Source organism: Parasphingorhabdus cellanae (assembly GCF_017498565.1).
GTDB classification, from domain to species: Bacteria; Pseudomonadota; Alphaproteobacteria; order Sphingomonadales; family Sphingomonadaceae; genus Parasphingorhabdus; species Parasphingorhabdus cellanae.
This window is the reverse complement of the sequence record NZ_CP071794.1, coordinates 2,413,731-2,429,788: the sequence shown is the minus strand read 5'-3', so window position 1 is coordinate 2,429,788 and position 16,058 is coordinate 2,413,731. Positions and strand designations below refer to the sequence as shown.

Annotated in this window: 16 protein-coding genes; 5 read left to right on the top strand and 11 right to left on the bottom strand. The window is 55.3% G+C overall.

Going from position 1 to position 16,058, the window contains the following annotated elements; genetic code table 11:
* Nucleotides 1-29 precede the first annotated feature (29 nt).
* From J4G78_RS11660 to mdh, 4 genes are all read right to left on the bottom strand, one after another.
* On the bottom strand, nt 30-329 hold the full coding sequence (locus tag J4G78_RS11660) for a GIY-YIG nuclease family protein (RefSeq protein ID WP_375140337.1): 300 nt from the start codon (nt 327-329) through the stop codon (nt 30-32).
* Between the two features lie 94 nt (nt 330-423).
* Entirely contained in the window at nt 424-1,314 is an 891-nt protein-coding gene (gene sucD / locus J4G78_RS11655; RefSeq protein ID WP_207986729.1) for a succinate--CoA ligase subunit alpha, read from the bottom strand.
* Nucleotides 1,311-1,817 (bottom strand): hypothetical protein, encoded by a 507-nt coding sequence (locus tag J4G78_RS11650; RefSeq protein ID WP_207986728.1) that lies wholly within the window; start codon nt 1,815-1,817, stop codon nt 1,311-1,313. Before J4G78_RS11650 ends, sucD begins: the two co-directional genes overlap by 4 nt.
* Nucleotides 1,818-1,820: 3 nt before the next feature.
* Nucleotides 1,821-2,783 carry a malate dehydrogenase gene (gene mdh, locus J4G78_RS11645; RefSeq protein ID WP_207986727.1) on the bottom strand — a complete coding sequence of 321 codons (963 nt, stop codon included), beginning with the start codon at nt 2,781-2,783 and terminating at the stop codon, nt 1,821-1,823.
* Nucleotides 2,784-3,935: 1,152 nt separating this feature from the next.
* Between mdh and J4G78_RS11640 the strand changes: the two genes are divergently transcribed.
* Entirely contained in the window at nt 3,936-5,036 is a 1,101-nt protein-coding gene (locus J4G78_RS11640) for an Rv3169 family protein (protein ID WP_207986726.1), read from the top strand.
* Complete coding sequence (locus J4G78_RS11635; protein WP_207986725.1) at nt 5,033-6,097, top strand: phosphotransferase; 1,065 nt, start codon at nt 5,033-5,035, stop codon at nt 6,095-6,097. Before J4G78_RS11640 ends, J4G78_RS11635 begins: the two co-directional genes overlap by 4 nt.
* Before the next feature lie 83 nt (nt 6,098-6,180).
* On the opposite strand, the gene zapE is transcribed toward J4G78_RS11635, so the two are convergent.
* From zapE to J4G78_RS11620, 3 genes are read right to left on the bottom strand one after another with little or no spacing between them, the layout of a single operon-like run.
* Complete coding sequence (gene zapE / locus J4G78_RS11630; protein ID WP_207986724.1) at nt 6,181-7,308, bottom strand: cell division protein ZapE; 1,128 nt, start codon at nt 7,306-7,308, stop codon at nt 6,181-6,183.
* Nucleotides 7,305-7,796, bottom strand: a complete 492-nt coding sequence (locus J4G78_RS11625; RefSeq protein WP_207986723.1) for a PaaI family thioesterase — start codon at nt 7,794-7,796, stop codon at nt 7,305-7,307. Before J4G78_RS11625 ends, zapE begins: the two co-directional genes overlap by 4 nt.
* Before the next feature lie 21 nt (nt 7,797-7,817).
* Nucleotides 7,818-8,600: a succinate dehydrogenase iron-sulfur subunit gene (locus tag J4G78_RS11620; protein ID WP_207986722.1), complete on the bottom strand. Its 783-nt coding sequence runs from the start codon at nt 8,598-8,600 to the stop codon at nt 7,818-7,820.
* Nucleotides 8,601-8,905: 305 nt separating this feature from the next.
* On the opposite strand from J4G78_RS11620, the gene J4G78_RS11615 reads away from it, so the two are divergent.
* Both J4G78_RS11615 and J4G78_RS11610 read left to right on the top strand, forming a co-directional pair.
* Nucleotides 8,906-10,006 (top strand): CDP-alcohol phosphatidyltransferase family protein, encoded by a 1,101-nt coding sequence (locus tag J4G78_RS11615; RefSeq protein ID WP_207986721.1) that lies wholly within the window; start codon nt 8,906-8,908, stop codon nt 10,004-10,006.
* A gap of 25 nt (nt 10,007-10,031) precedes the next feature.
* Nucleotides 10,032-10,463: an HIT family protein gene (locus J4G78_RS11610; RefSeq protein ID WP_207990651.1), complete on the top strand. Its 432-nt coding sequence runs from the start codon at nt 10,032-10,034 to the stop codon at nt 10,461-10,463.
* 6 nt (nt 10,464-10,469) lie between these two features.
* Here the strand turns inward: J4G78_RS11610 and J4G78_RS11605 are convergent, their stop codons facing one another.
* Nucleotides 10,470-11,222: a phosphocholine cytidylyltransferase family protein gene (locus J4G78_RS11605; RefSeq protein ID WP_207986720.1), complete on the bottom strand. Its 753-nt coding sequence runs from the start codon at nt 11,220-11,222 to the stop codon at nt 10,470-10,472.
* Nucleotides 11,223-11,341: 119 nt separating this feature from the next.
* Here J4G78_RS11605 and J4G78_RS11600 point away from each other — a divergent pair, with 119 nt between their 5' ends.
* Complete coding sequence (locus J4G78_RS11600; RefSeq protein WP_207986719.1) at nt 11,342-12,673, top strand: lipopolysaccharide biosynthesis protein; 1,332 nt, start codon at nt 11,342-11,344, stop codon at nt 12,671-12,673.
* On the opposite strand, the gene J4G78_RS11595 is transcribed toward J4G78_RS11600, so the two are convergent.
* The 3 genes from J4G78_RS11595 to J4G78_RS11585 form a co-directional block, all read right to left on the bottom strand.
* Complete coding sequence (locus tag J4G78_RS11595; RefSeq protein WP_207986718.1) at nt 12,670-13,500, bottom strand: NTP transferase domain-containing protein; 831 nt, start codon at nt 13,498-13,500, stop codon at nt 12,670-12,672. The genes J4G78_RS11600 and J4G78_RS11595 overlap by 4 nt on opposite strands.
* Entirely contained in the window at nt 13,497-14,381 is an 885-nt protein-coding gene (locus tag J4G78_RS11590) for an alpha/beta hydrolase (RefSeq protein WP_207986717.1), read from the bottom strand. The genes J4G78_RS11595 and J4G78_RS11590 overlap by 4 nt, the downstream gene beginning before the upstream one ends.
* Before the next feature lie 803 nt (nt 14,382-15,184).
* A complete protein-coding gene (locus J4G78_RS11585) occupies nt 15,185-15,967 on the bottom strand; it encodes a hypothetical protein (RefSeq protein WP_207986716.1) in 783 nt (260 codons plus the stop codon).
* Nucleotides 15,968-16,058: the final 91 nt, after the last annotated feature.

Genomic DNA, 16,058 nt, shown 5'->3' with positions numbered 1-16,058 from the left:
AACAAATTCCCACCTTTGCGGGAATATAGCTACGCAATAATATCAGGCCAAAGATCTCGCCAATCTGGATTTCCATTCTCAATCCGCTTTATCTTCCAAGGCCTGTTCCACTTTTTCATTCGCCGCTCTGCATCTCGCGCTTCTTGAATATCGTCATATGCTTTGAACCAAACCAGCAAGCAGCAATGATATGTCTTCGTAAACCCTTCGATCAAACGGTTACGATGTTGATAAACCCTTTGGATCAGATCGCTGGTAGAACCAATGTAGATCGGACCGTTTCTTCGATTTGCCATCATGTAGACAAATCCGGGTTTTAACATTGCCATCCCGCCTTCCTGTGTTCCCGCGAAGGCGGGAATCTTTGCTCCGATTTCGAGGAGGTCCCCGCCTGCGCGGGGACACAATTATTTTCCAAATATTCTAGACCGTTTCCTTCAGCATCGCGTCGAGCGTCGTGCCCAATTCGCTTGGTGATGGGGACACGCGAATGCCGGCCGCTTCCATCGCTGCGATCTTGTCTTCCGCGCCGCCCTGACCGCCGGAAACAATCGCGCCTGCGTGGCCCATGCGGCGGCCCGGAGGCGCCGTGAGGCCAGCGATAAAGCCAACCATCGGCTTGCTGCGGCCTTTTTTGGCTTCGTCCGCGATAAACTGCGCGGCTTCTTCTTCCGCGCTGCCGCCAATTTCGCCGATCATGATGATCGACTTGGTGTCGTCATCCGCGAGGAAAAGCTCGAGCACGTCGATAAAGTTGGTGCCGTTGACCGGGTCACCGCCAATGCCGACCGCTGTGGTCTGGCCAAGGCCAACCGCCGTCGTCTGATGCACCGCTTCATAGGTGAGCGTACCGGACCGCGAAACAACGCCGACCGAGCCTTTCTTGAAAATGCTGCCGGGCATGATGCCGATCTTGCATTCATCAGGGGTCAAAACGCCGGGGCAGTTCGGGCCGATCAGACGCGACTTGGAACCTTGTAGCGCCCGCTTCACCCGCACCATGTCGAGCACCGGAACGCCTTCGGTAATCGCAACGATCAGTTCAATCTCGGCATCAATCGCTTCGAGAATGGAGTCCGCAGCAAATGGCGGCGGCACATAAACCACTGAGGCAGTCGCACCGGTTGCGTCTTTGGCTTCAGCCACCGTGTCGTAGTTCGGCAGACCAATATGGGTCGTCCCGCCCTTGCCGGGGGTCACACCTGCGACCATTTGTGTTCCATAAGCCAAAGCCTGTTCGGTATGGAATGTGCCGGTATTGCCGGTCATGCCTTGGGTGATAACTTTGGTGTTTTTGTCGATTAAAATACTCATTTTTTTCTCCTAAAGAAGTCGAAAAAACTTCTCTTAACTTTATCATCCGACTGTTGGGTCGCTTGAAATTCCGAAGATATCTGTCTCCAAGCTCCTCCCGACGGATCTCTTAATTTATCGCCCGGAAAGTATATTTCGCCGTCGCCTTCATCTCCGCTAACATCGTAAAACCCCACTTTGTGATTCACCACTAGCTGACGAACCAACGGATATGCTTCTTCAGCCTCAGACCACGCAAATGCTGCGTAAATGACGTCCTTACCGATGCTGTAGTCCGATAACTTTGCATTACCCAAATCATCGTCCGAAATATCTGGACCATTCATATTCGGATATTCCGCAGTGATTGCAGCATACCATTCTTGAAGACATGGACTGGTAACTAAAGAATCAGAATAGCCGTGTGACTCAGACCATTCAGTTTGAGCCTGAAACCATTCAAGAAAATCACTGCGCTCTCGAGGAGCGACTGTTTCTTCAAATACCATCAGATCATAGCTCATTAGTTAAGCCAGACTCGAATCCAGTCCCTTACACGCTTCCAGCAATTCCTTCACCGCATCGACCGACACGTTGAAATTGCCCTGCGCTTCTTCGCTCAGTTCAATCTCGATGACTTTCTCGACACCGTCTTTGCCGATAATCACCGGCACGCCGACATATAGATCATCCACGCCATATTGGCCGGTCAGATGCGCAGCGGCAGGGAGCACGCGGCGTTTATCCTTGAGATAGCTTTCCGCCATCATGATCGCCGAAGTCGCTGGCGCATAATAAGCCGAGCCATTGCCGAGCAGGCCGACAATCTCGCCGCCGCCGCCGCGGGTCCGCTTCACGATCGCGTCGATATTTTCCTGTGTGGTCCAGCCCATTTTGATCAGGTCAGGGATCGGGATACCGGCCACTGTGGAGTAAGCCGGCACCGGAACCATCGTATCGCCGTGGCCGCCGAGAACGAAGGCGGTGACATCTTCAACCGAAACATTAAATTCGTCGGCAAGAAAGTGACGGAAGCGCGCACTGTCTAGAACGCCCGCCATGCCGACCACTTTATTGTGCGGCAGTCCAGAAAATTCCCGCAAGGCCCAGACCATGGCGTCGAGCGGGTTGGTGATGCAGATAACAAAAGCGTCCGGTGCATTGGCCTTAATGCCGTCACCCACTGCCTTCATGACTTTCAGATTGATGCCGAGCAAATCATCGCGGCTCATGCCGGGTTTGCGCGGAACGCCTGCGGTCACGATGATGACATCGGCGCCCGCAATATCGGCATAATCGTTCGTGCCTTTCAGGTTGGAATCGAACCCGTCAACTGGCGCGGCCTGGCTGAGGTCGAGCGCCTTACCGGCGGGCATACCCTCGGCAATATCAAACAGGACGACATCGCCCATTTCCTTGGAAGCAGCGAGATGGGCAAGCGTGCCACCAATCATGCCAGCGCCGATCAGCGCGATTTTGTTACGGGCCATGGGAAAAATTCTCCTGAAATCAGAGTCGTAAAAAGGATATGGAGTCGGATTAGGCTTATCCACAGGCAATTTCAACCGCAGAAAGCACCAATATACGGGCTTTCTTTGCAACTGGTTTGCAATAGCAATAGCGGTGGTGAAGATGGCCAAGAAACGGCGCTCAATGAACCCAATCCTTGACCTGCGCTTACTCTGAGCCTGTCGAAGGGAGTATGGAATGACCAGCTTGGCAAACAATCCTTCGACAAGCTCAGGTTGAGCGCCATGGGGATTGGCAATATCAGACTGGACAGCTTTCCTACACGCATCTGTTTATGATAAATTACCGACTTTATCCCTCAGCTTTTTGAACAGGATCAGTGCTCATGTTTGACCACGTGGCGTGCGGCGAAAAGAAACCAAAGCTCTTGCAAAAATGCATGCGTAGGGGCTGTGATATGTGTGAACTTTGGACCCCGTTGTCAGCGCGAGGATGCCAAATGTCCTCCCCGTTTTGTGCTCCGCACTTGATGCGGAGCCTAGGATGGCTGTCGCGCCCGTCTACACTGGACTCCGCATCAACTGCGGAGCACGGCGGTGGCTGCAAACACCCTGTGATATGTGTGAACTTTGAAATCCCGCGACGCGAGAATTCTCCCTCAAATTCCATCGTCATCCCAGCGCAAGCTGGGATCTCCTCAAGGCCGGGCGCGCATTACAGAGAGATCCCAGCTTGCGCTGGGATGACGGCAGGTTAGAAAGGATTGGACGAACATGGGTAGCGAAAACCCCCTTTTTTCTCCGTCGCTTAGTGCGAAAATCTGGACCAGCCGGCCGCCTTCGACACCCCGTGATGTGTGTGAACTTTGGCCCCCGTTTTCAGCGCGAGGATGCCAAATGTCGCTGCCGTTTTGTGCTCCGCACTTGATGCGGAGCCTAGGTTGGCTGTCGCGCCTGTCTACACTGGGCTCCGCATCAAGTGCGGAGCACGGCGGTGGCTGCAAACACCCTGTGAATTGTGTGAACTTTGGCCGTACCTGCCTCCGACTTAACAACCCAACAGGACCCTGTGCACTTTGCAAACTTCGCCTCCTGTCCAAGCATCTTTTGCTTTGCCAAGAACGGGATGGCGCGCCATGATGGCAAGAAAAGAAATCAGGAGAGAATAGGCCCATGCTGAGCAAAGGCGACGATTATCCGCTGCACCAGACGCCGGAGCCGATGGCGGTGTCCGGCGACAACCGAAATTTCTACGACCGCTATTTCTTCAACGGTTATAGCGCAGACGGCAGTATCTTCTTTGCCGCTGCCCTGGGCGTCTATCCGCAGCTCGATATCATGGATGCCGCCTTTTGCGTGTCGATAGACGGCCAGCAGCATAATCTGCGCGCCTCCAAACGCATGGGCAGCGAGCGGCTGGATTTGAGCGTCGGACCAATCACGGTGGAGATTGTCGAGCCATTGCAGGAACTGCGCCTGATCGTTACCGATAACGATAGCCCGATCACAGCCGATATCCGCTTCACCGCGCGCCATACACCGATTGAAGAACCGCGTTTCATCCGCCGCGAGGGACCGCGCATGGTCATGGACTATACCCGCCTGACCCAAAATGGCGGCTGGTCCGGGACATTGCATGTTGCTGGCCAGGAGATAGTATTTTCACCAGAAACCCATCGCGGTACGCGGGATCGCAGCTGGGGCATCCGCCCGGTCGGCTCACCGGAATCGCAGCCCCCATCTGCCGGAGCCTTACCGCAATTCTGGTGGCTGTGGACGCCGCTCAATTTCAATAATCACGCCTGTTTCTTTCACAGCAATGATGACGGCGATGGCCTGCCGTGGAACCGGCGCGGCGTGGTTGATGCCATAGACGGTGCGCGACAGGAATTCGAACCAGCCAGCTTTGACCTTAGCTATCATTCAGGCACCCGGCGCGTGAAGCAGATTGATCTGCCGGCCGCCGACGGAACGCTGTCGATCACACCGCGCACCGGTGATGCGACGCGAACCTTCTATATGTCCGGCCTCGGCTATATGCATCCGGTCTGGGGACATGGCATGGATCACGGGCCGCTGGAGACCGCTTATGATGTAATCGATCTCGCCAATGTGCCGGATCATGACATGCTTTACATCCATATTCAGGCGCTCAGTGACGCGGTCCTGACCAGCGGCGGTCACAGCCATGAAGGCTTAGGGATTGTCGAACAATTGTTCGTCGGGCCTCACAAGACCAGCGGGCTGACCGACCTGCTGCACCCCGCACCATGAGCGCGGAATTCCCGCTCCGGCCGGAAGATTTTGGAAAAGCCTTTGTCGAGAAGGTTTTCGGTGCGCCCGCAGGCGCTCTAACATCTCTTACCTACAAACCGGTTGGAACGGGGCAAGTGTGTGACAGCTATCGCTTTCGTTGCGAGTGGACGGAAGGCTATGATGCGTTAACGCGGCCGCCGACGTTCATCGCCAAATGTCCAAGCGCCGACGAGATCAGCCGCAGTGCGGCCGCCATTTTCCATCTCTATGATATGGAGGTGGGTTGGTACCGCGATGTGGCTGGCGGCTCTGGTGTCAAATGCCCGAAATGCTACCACGCTGCGATTGCCGACAACGAACAGGAATTTGTCCTGATGCTGGAAGACATGGCACCGGCGGAGCAAGGCGATCAATTGGCAGGAGCAACACTTGTCCAGGTTGAAACGACTCTGAAAGAAGCTGCTGACCTCCACAGCTTCAGGCCAGATGGTGGTTTTGAGAAATTCGCATGGCTGCACCATGCCGCCAAGAATGTGGCGTTTACCGAGCAGACCCTGACCAATGGCTATCCCGTTTTCAAAGAGCGATTTGCCGATCTCCTCTCGCCTGAGATACTGGATATTGGCCAGCAACTGGTGGATCGGATCGGGTCCTATGTCGGACAGGAACCTCTCGAACAGACCATTACCCATGGTGATATGCGGCTGGATAACATTCTCTTTTATGAAGATGGACAATTGGCTGCCTTAGTGGACTGGCAGACTTGCACATTCGGTAACCCTGCCAATGATGTTGCCTATATGATCGGGACCAGCTTTGCGGATCCAGCGATGCGTCGCCAGCATGAGGAAAAATTGGTGAAAGACTATCTCTATCGGCGTGAAGAGGAATGGGGCATGCCGTTTGATTTTGAGTCATTCTGGCAGGAATATCGCCGTCATGCCTTTGCCGGCTTCATCATGGCGATCAACGCATCGCTGCATGTCGAGCAAACGGATCGCGGGGACCGGATGTTCGCAGTTATGGCCGAACGCCCCGCGCAAATGGCGCTCGATCTCGACAGTTTGAGTCTGTTGTAATTACCCTCTGCGCTCATGCTGAGCTCGTCGAAGCATGGTGGCAGTCACCCTTCGACAGGCTCTGGGTGAGCGCACGAGCATATTTATTGGGAGAGCGCTTCGCCCGTGCCATGACCCAGAGCGAGATAGTCATCCGACTGCATCTCGACCAGCCGGGAGGCGGTGCGGACAAATTCGAATGACCCGTCGCCCTCGGGATAGAGCGCATCGGGTTCCGCGTCAGCGCTCGCCAGCAGCTTGACCCGATATTCGTAGAGCGCATCGATGAGGGTCACAAATCGCGCCGCTTCATTGCGGTTCTCTTTGGACAGGATAGGAATACCGACGATGATAACACTGTGAAAATGCCGGGCAATCGCCAGATAATCCGGGGCTCCCCGGGCTTCGGCACAGAGCCGTTTGAACGAGAAAACACCGACGCCCTTCAAGGCCTTAGGAACATGCATCGACCGGCCGCCCTGCACCGGCAGTTCTTCGGAGGGGACATGGGCCCGATCTTCCGGTGGATAGTCGGTCAGGCGAAAGAAAGCCTCGCTCAACGCCTTGGTCGCTGCATCGCCATTGGGCACATGCCAGAGGTCAACCCCGCCTAGTCGTTCACGGCGATAGTCGGTCGGGCCGTTGAGCGAGATGACATCGAGCCGGTTTTCCAGCAAATCAATGAAAGGTAAAAAATGCTCGCGATTAAGGCCATCTTTATACAAATCAACCGGTGGTCGATTGGAGGTAGCGATCAACGTAACGCCAGCTTCAACGAGACCGGTGAACAAGCGCGACATAATCATCGCGTCGGCGCTATTGTTGACCACCATTTCGTCAAAGGCCAGAAAGCGTGCTTCCTCCGCCAAAGCTGCAACGACCGGAAGGATCGGATCACCTTGTTCCTTCTTGCGTTCAACATTCAATCGCGCATGCACATCCAGCATGAACTCATGGAAATGCGCGCGTTTCTTGCGGTGAATCTGAAGGCTGTCGTAAAACAGATCCATCAGCATCGACTTACCGCGCCCGACGCCGCCCCACATATAGACGCCGCGCGGCGGCTTGGGTTTCTTGGAAAACATGCGCCACAGCACGCTGCCGCGCGGCGGCACCGCTTCCAGCTCTTTCTGCAGCGTGGCGAGACGTTTGGCACAGCTGTCCTGATCTGCATCCGGCCGCAACTCGCCATTTGTTATCAACGCCTGATACGCCGCATAAAAGTCTGTCATTTGGGTGTCTTTTTGGCCGGCGGTGCTTTTTTGACGATGGCTGTATAAGAGGCCATATTTTCCTGACCGTCGCCTTGCACCACCAGACCGCGAAGGAACAGGAAACGACCGGTTTCACGGGCAACTTCCACCTGCGCTTCCAGCGGCTCATGCAGCCGCGCGGCCCCGATAAAATGGGTCTGCAACTCCAATGTCACGGCAAAACCAGATGGTCCAATATCCAGCACCCGCATCGCGGCAAACAGAGCGCAGTCGATAAAGCCCATCATGGTGCCGCCATGCACCACATCGCCCAGGTTGCGATGCTGACGCTCGGGAAACATGCGAACCCGTGCAGTCGTGTCGGGGATACCATCGCCGCCTCGCCTAACGATCATGGGGCCCAAAAAGCTGTTATAACATTCGGGGTCTTTCAATTTCCACTGGAACCAACCCGGATGATCCGGATCAGGGTCGCTGGTAAAAAATTCTGGGTCGGCGTCAGCCATCAGCTTGTCGCCAGCCAATTGTCAAACCTCGCGAGCCGCTGTCATCTTCTTGATCTCGGCAATCGCTTTGGCAGGTGACAGGCCTTTCGGGCAGGCATTGGCGCAGTTCATGATGGTGTGACAGCGATAGAGACGGAACGGATCTTCCAGTTCATCGAGCCGCTCACCGGTCATTTCATCACGGCTGTCGGCCAGCCAGCGATAGGCTTGCAGCAGGATAGCAGGGCCGAGAAACTTGTCGCTATTCCACCAATAGCTCGGGCAGCTGGTCTGACAACAGGCGCACAAAATGCACTCATAGAGGCCATCAAGTTTCGCCCGATCTTCGGGGGACTGCAGCCGCTCTTTACCCGATGGCGTCGGCGTAACCGTTTTCAGCCACGGCTGAATCGAGGCATATTGCGCGTAGAAATGGGTGAAGTCGGGAACGAGGTCCTTGATCACTTCCATATGCGGCAGCGGCGTGATTTTTACTTCTTTGCTGCAATCTTCAATTGCAGTGGTGCAAGCCAAACCGTTTTTGCCGTCAATATTCATCGCGCAGGATCCGCAAATCCCTTCGCGGCAAGACCGACGGAACGTGAGGGTAGAATCCTGTTCGCTTTTCATCTTGATCAAAGCATCGAGCACCATAGGCCCGCAATCATCCGTATCGATCTTGAACGTATCATAGCTCGGGTTTTTGCCGCTGTCCGGATCATAGCGATAGACTTTGAACGCCCGGGTTTTGCCCCCGCTAAGCGCTTCATGCACTTCACCGGTCTTGCGGATTTTGCTGTTTTTTGGAAGCGTGAACGTTGCCATCGATAATCTCTTGTCTTGGCGAAATAGTAGGTGTCGCGTTAAAAATTACGTTTGAACACTGGATATAGCCAGTTTTTGCCTGATTTCAATGCCTGAAATAGCCGGTTATATGCTTGAAAAGCACTGAAAAACCAGGAAAACTGAAGTCGCTCACATTTTTGATAATCCCGGTATCTCGACGGGATTCGATTCTTTTGCCTCATTTTCGATACCAAAATGTCCAATTTGCTTGTTAATCGGTTGTCTCTGTTGATATTAGCGACCATCAGCCCCGTCATTCGAAAAGCACTACAGGAATATCTTATATGCAGACCGCAAACGGTGTGACTCTTTTACTGTATGGCGAAAATGATACATTAATCTGGGGCATGACAAATGCGGAGCGCGCGAGGCGCCTTGCGGCCAAATTGGAAAGCGCCGCCGCCCGGATTTGGGTTAATCTTGACTATGTCTTTGACCCGCTCTGGATGCGCCATATCCAGCGACATCCCGGTATGGTGATAACCGTTGCGGGAGTACCGGTTCTCGGGCATGTTCAAAACGATGACGATGCTGAAAGACTGGCTGGATTGAGCGTGCCCGCCGAAGCTGAAGTCGTCGAATATACTGAAAACCCGCGTGTTTATAATCACCAACTGCGCAAATTGGAGACACCCTTTGTTCGTCAGCTGACCACGGAAACGGTGAAGGACATCGAGCGGCAAAGCTATTTTGGTGCTTATAAAGGCGTCACTGATATCTTGACCAAATATCTTTGGCCTGAACTGGCATTGGTCCTGACACGCTTTGCTGCGCGCCTTGGAATGACCCCCAATATGGTAACCGCCATCGGTGCGGTGGGCTGCATAGCGGCACCATTCCTGTTCTATTACGGCTATTTCTGGAGCGGCATGGCCGCGGGATTTGTCTTCATGGTGCTCGACACGGTCGACGGCAAATTGGCGCGCTGTACTATTACGTCTTCCTTTTGGGGTAATATTTTCGATCATGGCCTGGACCTTGTTCATCCGCCTTTCTGGTGGGTCGCTTGGGCCCTGGGCCTCGGCGCTGTGGGATTGGCTTTGCCCGAAGACCAGCTGGGCCTGGCCCTGATTGTGATCATCGGCGGCTATGTCCTGCAACGGATTATCGAGGGCATATTCATGCGCGCATTCGATCAGCACATCCATGTCTGGCGGCCATGGGATAGCTGGTTCCGGCTGATCACCGCGCGGCGGAACCCCAATATGGTATTGCTGTTTGCTTCGATGATCTTTGGCCGCCCCGATATCGGTTTGCTGGCGGTCGCTTGGTGGACATTAATTTCCCTTGCTGTTCACATGGTTCAGATATTCCAGGCGGCCTTGATAAAAATGCGCGGCGGTGAGATTATATCGTGGTTGGAGCAGGAACAGGGCCAAGAATAGGACCAGCAATAGGAAAAGCGACATGATCAACGACACCATCAAGAAATTCGGCTATCCGGCGACATTGGTCCGCGACTATGACCACTGGGTCGTCCTGCTTCGCCCCGCGCAAGTAACATTGGGTTCGCTTATCGTCGCCGCCAAATCCGATGCGCAGGATTTCGGCGACCTGTCCCCCGCCCATTTTACCGAGCTCAAGACTGTTACAGCCGACGTTGCAGGCGTGTTGACCAATCTGGTTTCGCATCAAAAACTCAACTGGCTCATGCTGATGATGGTCGACCCTCATGTCCATTTTCACCTCATTCCGCGCTATGAGGGCGAACGAGAATGGATGGGGCAGAGCTTTGAAGACACATCATGGCCCGGTCCGCCTGCTCTGGGTGATGCGACAAAGCTATCCGACGACCAGATATCGGGAATGGCCGCCTGGCTGAAATCGGGTTTTGCGGATTAACCGGACCTAGCCCGTCGTTGATCGGGCCAGCCACTGATCGGTAAGCACGGTTGCGGCCTCGACATCATTGAGGAAATCCACCTCTGCCCAGTCATGGCCTTTGATCGACACTGTGCCGACTTTTTCGCTGGGGGCCAGCGCATCAATAATCTTGAGATACCAGTTTTCCACACCAGCGGGCGTGCGCATAAATTCGCGCACCTTTTCTTTGAACAACGCCCCGCCTTCGCCGCGAAACGCCAGAAAACCGATTGATTCGGCATCGCTTTGATCCGCCGTCAGCGTCTTGCCGATAGCCGTCAGCCGATCACCGCTGAGCGACACTTTCATATCATCGCTATCATAATCGTCTTTGATATCCACGGTCACCGTAATCGGCCAATTCTCGGTCTGCTGCGCCGTCGCGATAATCTCCGGGGAAATCAACGTGTCGCCATTCAGGATCATGAAATCGCCATCCATGATATCGCGCACAATCCAGCAGCTGCCAAGATTATCAGCCACTTTGTAGAACGGATTAAAGTGGATGGTGATATTGAGTCCGGTCTGTTGGAGCGTTTTCAGTTCGGCCTCGACCATATCTGTCATAAAACCGGTGACGACATGAAATTCACTAACCCCGCCAGCGGCCAGCATCTCTATCTGCCAGGCAATCAGGCTCTTGCCTGAAAAATCGATCAGGCATTTGGGGCGCTCTGCGGTCAGCGGAAGCAGCCGCGAGCCTTGACCCGCGCTCAATATTATTACTTTGTCGATCATATTGGCAATTGGCCTTTATCGGGATAGGGATGAACTGGGGAGACACTTAGAACGATGGTCATCAAAGCTCAATCCTGTAACATCCGGTTACAGAAGTGTTTTGGAATGCACGCTTAACCATGGCTGAGGAGGCCGTAATCGAACCGGGTAAGGCCAGCGGGGAAAAAACCGGAATCCAGCGGATCATCACCAACACCGGTTGGCTGCTTGGCGGGAAGGGCTTTGGCGGGATCCTGAGCCTGTTCTACCTTGCGATATTGACCCGGACACTCGGCGTCGCGGGCTTTGGTCAATTTGCCCTGATCACCGGCACCGCCCAGGCCATCGCCCTCATCGTCACGTTCCAGACATGGCAGGTCGTCATCCGTTTCGGCGCGCGCCATATCAAGGGCGGAGAGAACCGGCAGAAATTCGGCCGCCTGGTCGGATTATGTACCCTGCTCGATATTGCAGGAGCGGCGGCCGGATGTGTGCTCGCCTATTTCGCGGTCGCCTGGCTCGCGCCCTTTTTCGGCTGGGATCAGGAGCTGGCACAGAGCGCGCTGGTCTTTGCACTCGTCATGTTGCTGTCGATAAAATCCACACCGACCGGGATTTTGCGGGTCGAAAACCGCTTTGATCTGGCGGCATATGCCGAAGCCATTATTCCGACAATCCGGTTAATCGGCACATTGATCGTCTGGTTCACCGAGCCCAGTCTAATCAACTTCCTTGCCGTCTGGGCATTGTCAGAAGTCATCCATGCCATTGGCTATTGGCTGTTCGCGGCCTGGCAAAGCCGGGATGTCATGGCACCGCGAAACCTGTTCGGCGCAAAGCGAGCGGTCCGGGAAAATCGAGGGCTTGGGGAATTTTTATTGATATCCAATCTGGGCTCGACCTTGGCCGGACTGTCCCAGAACGTCGCTCTGTTGATCGTCGGCTATTTTGTTGGACCCACTGCCGCCGGGCTCTACCGGCTCGCCAGCCAGCTTAGCGTCGCGATGACCAAAATTTCCACATTGCTGTCAAAAGCAATCTTTGCAGAGGTCAACCTGACCCGCGCGCAACAGGGGGCCGAGGCAATGCAGACCCTGTTCCGCAAAGCCACCCGGATGCTTTTCATCACGGGTGGAACGGTCATCCTGATTGTCGTGGCCATTGGACAACCCGCCTTGTTCTACATGTCGGGACCCGAGTTCCTGCCAGCTTATCCCTTGCTCATCCTGCTTGCAGCCGCTGCCTCGGTTGACCTTGCTGGCGCGATATATGAGCCGACATTATTATCCGGCAGTGGCGCCCGCACGGCTTTGGTCTTGCAAGCTACTATTGCCATATTGTTCATCACCCTGCTGCTTCTGGGTCTGCAATTTTATGGCGCGACAGGCGCTGCCGGTGCGATGTTGGTTGCCGCCGTCATCCGGCTCTTTCTATTCGGGATTGCCGCTCGCAGAAATCTGGCCAAGGGCTAGATATCGGCAACCTTTGTTTGTGCGGCGATAATTTGCTCCACCATCGCGAGATCGATTTCCTTATCCACATCAATGCAGGCCTCTGCCTGCGTCATCGGGACGATCTTGATGGTCAAGCCCAGCTTCCTGCCAACCCGCGCCGCCAATTGATCAACGGTCAACATTCTGGTCACCGCCAAAAACAACAGCCACGGGCCGAATATCGTCAGGATTTTCCAGCCCTTTTTACGGTCCTGTTCGACCTCGGCCCAATAGCGTAAAATCTGGCGCGCCTGCGGGGATCCGAAATAGAACAGATTGGCCCCGCTATAATGACCGCCACGCAGTTTCAGCCACGTGCGCCGGGATGCCGGATAGCGGCGCAGCAACACGTCCTTTTCCACAACCGCAATGGCAATGTCCGATGCTGTCGCTGCGTTCAGAAAATCAGCGATCATCTCTTGGCTTAACAACACATTGTCCGCCGTGGTGATCAGCAGCGGATAGCGCGCATCTTCCCTTTTCAGCAGCGCATCTACCGAGACGGCAATGGTTGCCCCGCTCTCCTGCACCATCACGCGGCCATTCGCTGCCAGTCCCTGTGTATCGGAATCGGCCCAAAAGGGTTTAAAATCCTGCGCCAGCAGATGCACATTGCCGATCGCCGAGTGGCTTAGCAAAGCGTCGGTGACATGAGCCAGCATCGCTTTGCCCGCAACCGGAATCAGTGCCTTTACGGCGATGCCCCGGCTATCCGCCATCGCATCACCGCCGGGCCGACTCCCGGCCAACACGATCGCGTCAGCACGTGCCAGCACCGCAGCATCACCGGGATTTTCATCTGTCATGGGCGGCTTTCAAAAAACGCGATCATGTCATCCAGCACCGGGCCCTTGTTCCGAAACGGTTTGGAGATAGCCATCATGATTTCGATATGATCCATATCGGGATATTCGACATATTCGGCGTCACCGCCCACTTCGAGCATCTTGTCCCGCAATATCCTGCTGTTGCGCGGCTTCACTTCAGTGTCATCAATCCCGGTTGAGAGCCAGAGCGGCGGCGCATCGGCCCGCACGAAGTTAACCGGCTGAGTCAGTTCAGGCTTATGAAAAGAGCCAAAGCTGTTCTTGGTGGTTTCGGAACTGAACGGATAGAAATCATAAGGACCGGCCAATGCCGCCACGCCCTTGATCAGATCGGTCGTCTTGCCCATCCGCCCCAGCCATTGCGGGTCGAGCGCGAGCATCGTGACATTATAAGCGCCCGCCGACTGACCCGACAGGAATATCCGGTCCGGATCGCCGCCATGATCCGCGATATTATCATGCACCCAGGCGACGGCCTTAGCGCTGTCCTCCAGAAATTCGGGAAACTTCACCTTGGGATAAAGCCGATAGTCCGCGAGTACCGTCAGATAACCGCGATGAGCCAGCGCCCGTCCGGCAAAGGCATATTGGTCCTTTGACCCCGCCCGCCAGCCACCGCCATAGATAAACACCACAACCGGCAACGGCTGATCGGAAACCCTGGTGGGTGCCCAGATATTCAGGCCCAGGCCGAGCTCTTCATCATAGACCTGACCGTTTACCAACAGCTTCGCATCCCGATCGCCCGGAATGATATTATTGACCATGTCCAGCTGCTGCGGGCCAGGCTGCGAGAAAAACCAATAGGCAAAGCCCCCGACCGCAATTGCCAATAGCCCCAATGTGATAAGCCATTTCATAGAATAAGACCTTTATTATTTCTCAGCGCTTTAGCCAGCGGAAGGGATGCTGGCAATGTTGTCGGAGTTTGAGGGTTTATAAAGCTCCTCTCCCCTTGAGGGAGAGGAAAGTGAAGCTTGCGTCCCTGAGCTTGTCCAGGGGCGCTAGCGAAACTTGGTGAGGGGTGGGCGGCACCCACCAAGGGCTGCGATTGTCGCTGCCCCCTCTCTAAGACTTGCTAGACAGCAAGCTGCCAAGCCAAGTCTTTTCTCTCCCTCCAGGGGAGAGAATGGAGACCAAACCGATGCACAGCACTAGTCCGAGCGGCGCGAAGCGGAGGCAAGGGCGCCAAAAATCAAATGACGTCCGCCGCGCCTTATTGGCGCGTAGCCAAGGGCCCGGATGGGCCCGCCCGGCGCCTGAGGTTAAATAAAGACTCCCGCGCGCCGGGTGCCCAACGCCCAATTAAAACACCCTTCCAAAGTTCACACCATTCACACCCCCATCACCCCCCGTCATCCCAGCGTAAGCTGGGATCTCCTCAAAACCTGCCGCTCTGCTGCACGCAGATTCCAGCTTGCGCTGGAATGACGATGGCAAAAGGCGCGCCCTCAAAGTTCACACAGATCACATGGGTTTCTCCCGGCCTTTCACCCAACCGTGCTCCGCACTTGATGCGGAGCCCAGGGTAGACGGGCGTGGCAGCCATCCTGGGCTCCGCATCCAGTGCGGAGCACCAACCGCCAGCTTGGCCCGACTATCTTCCCTTCCCAAAGTTCACACAATTCTCGCACCATCATTTCTCCATGTCACGCTTCAAAGTTCACACAATTCTCACAGGCTCTTGCTTCTCGGCATCCTCGCCTTCCTCCTGCTCATAAAAGCCGCTGCGCTCCAAATACCCGCTGCGCTCGGCGCGTTCCCATTGGAGATCATCCCAGTCCTCACAATCCGCGACATCCAGGTCCGACACATCAATATCCTCCGGTGCCATCGCCTGGATTGTCTCGCGTTCGCTATGGAGAGTGATCGCCGCCAGCAAATCGCTGTTGGACCGCGCATCGCTCGGGGCGCTTGCCATCCGACCAGACGCCTCAATCTTGTCCACCAGCGCTGCGCAATCCTCACCCTTGCCAATGCCGTCGAGCAAATCATCAAAATGCTCTGCTGCCACCCGTGCCGGCTTGCCCGCCACATCCAGCCCATCCGCCATCTTGTCGAGCCGCGCCATGGCGGCCAGAAACAAGGGCGCGCTCCAGCGGGTGCGCATGCCCACTTCCTCGCCCTGATGCCATACCGCCTCGTTCCAGCCATTCAGCCCCTTGTCGAGCAGCGCATCCTGATAGATATCGCGCGCATGGATAAGCGCCGCATCCCACGCCCGGGCAAAGGCCCGGCCATCGGGGCGCCGCCTGAGCTTGTACGCGCTCTCGCGCGACAATCCGGTATAGGCGGCGGCGGCTTTGACATTACCGGTTCTTGCCAAGGCTTCGAGAAACACCACCTGCCGGTCCGGCGACCAGCCATCATGGCGTTCCTTAGGCTGCGCCAGATCATCGGCGGCGGGGATATCGGTGAATTGTTCATATGTTGGGTGGTCGGTCATCTGCTGTTCCTTGTTCTATGAGGGGAACACAGAAGATAACCTATCTGGTTATTTGTAGGAAAGGGCTGATGTGGAATGCTCACAACAGAAC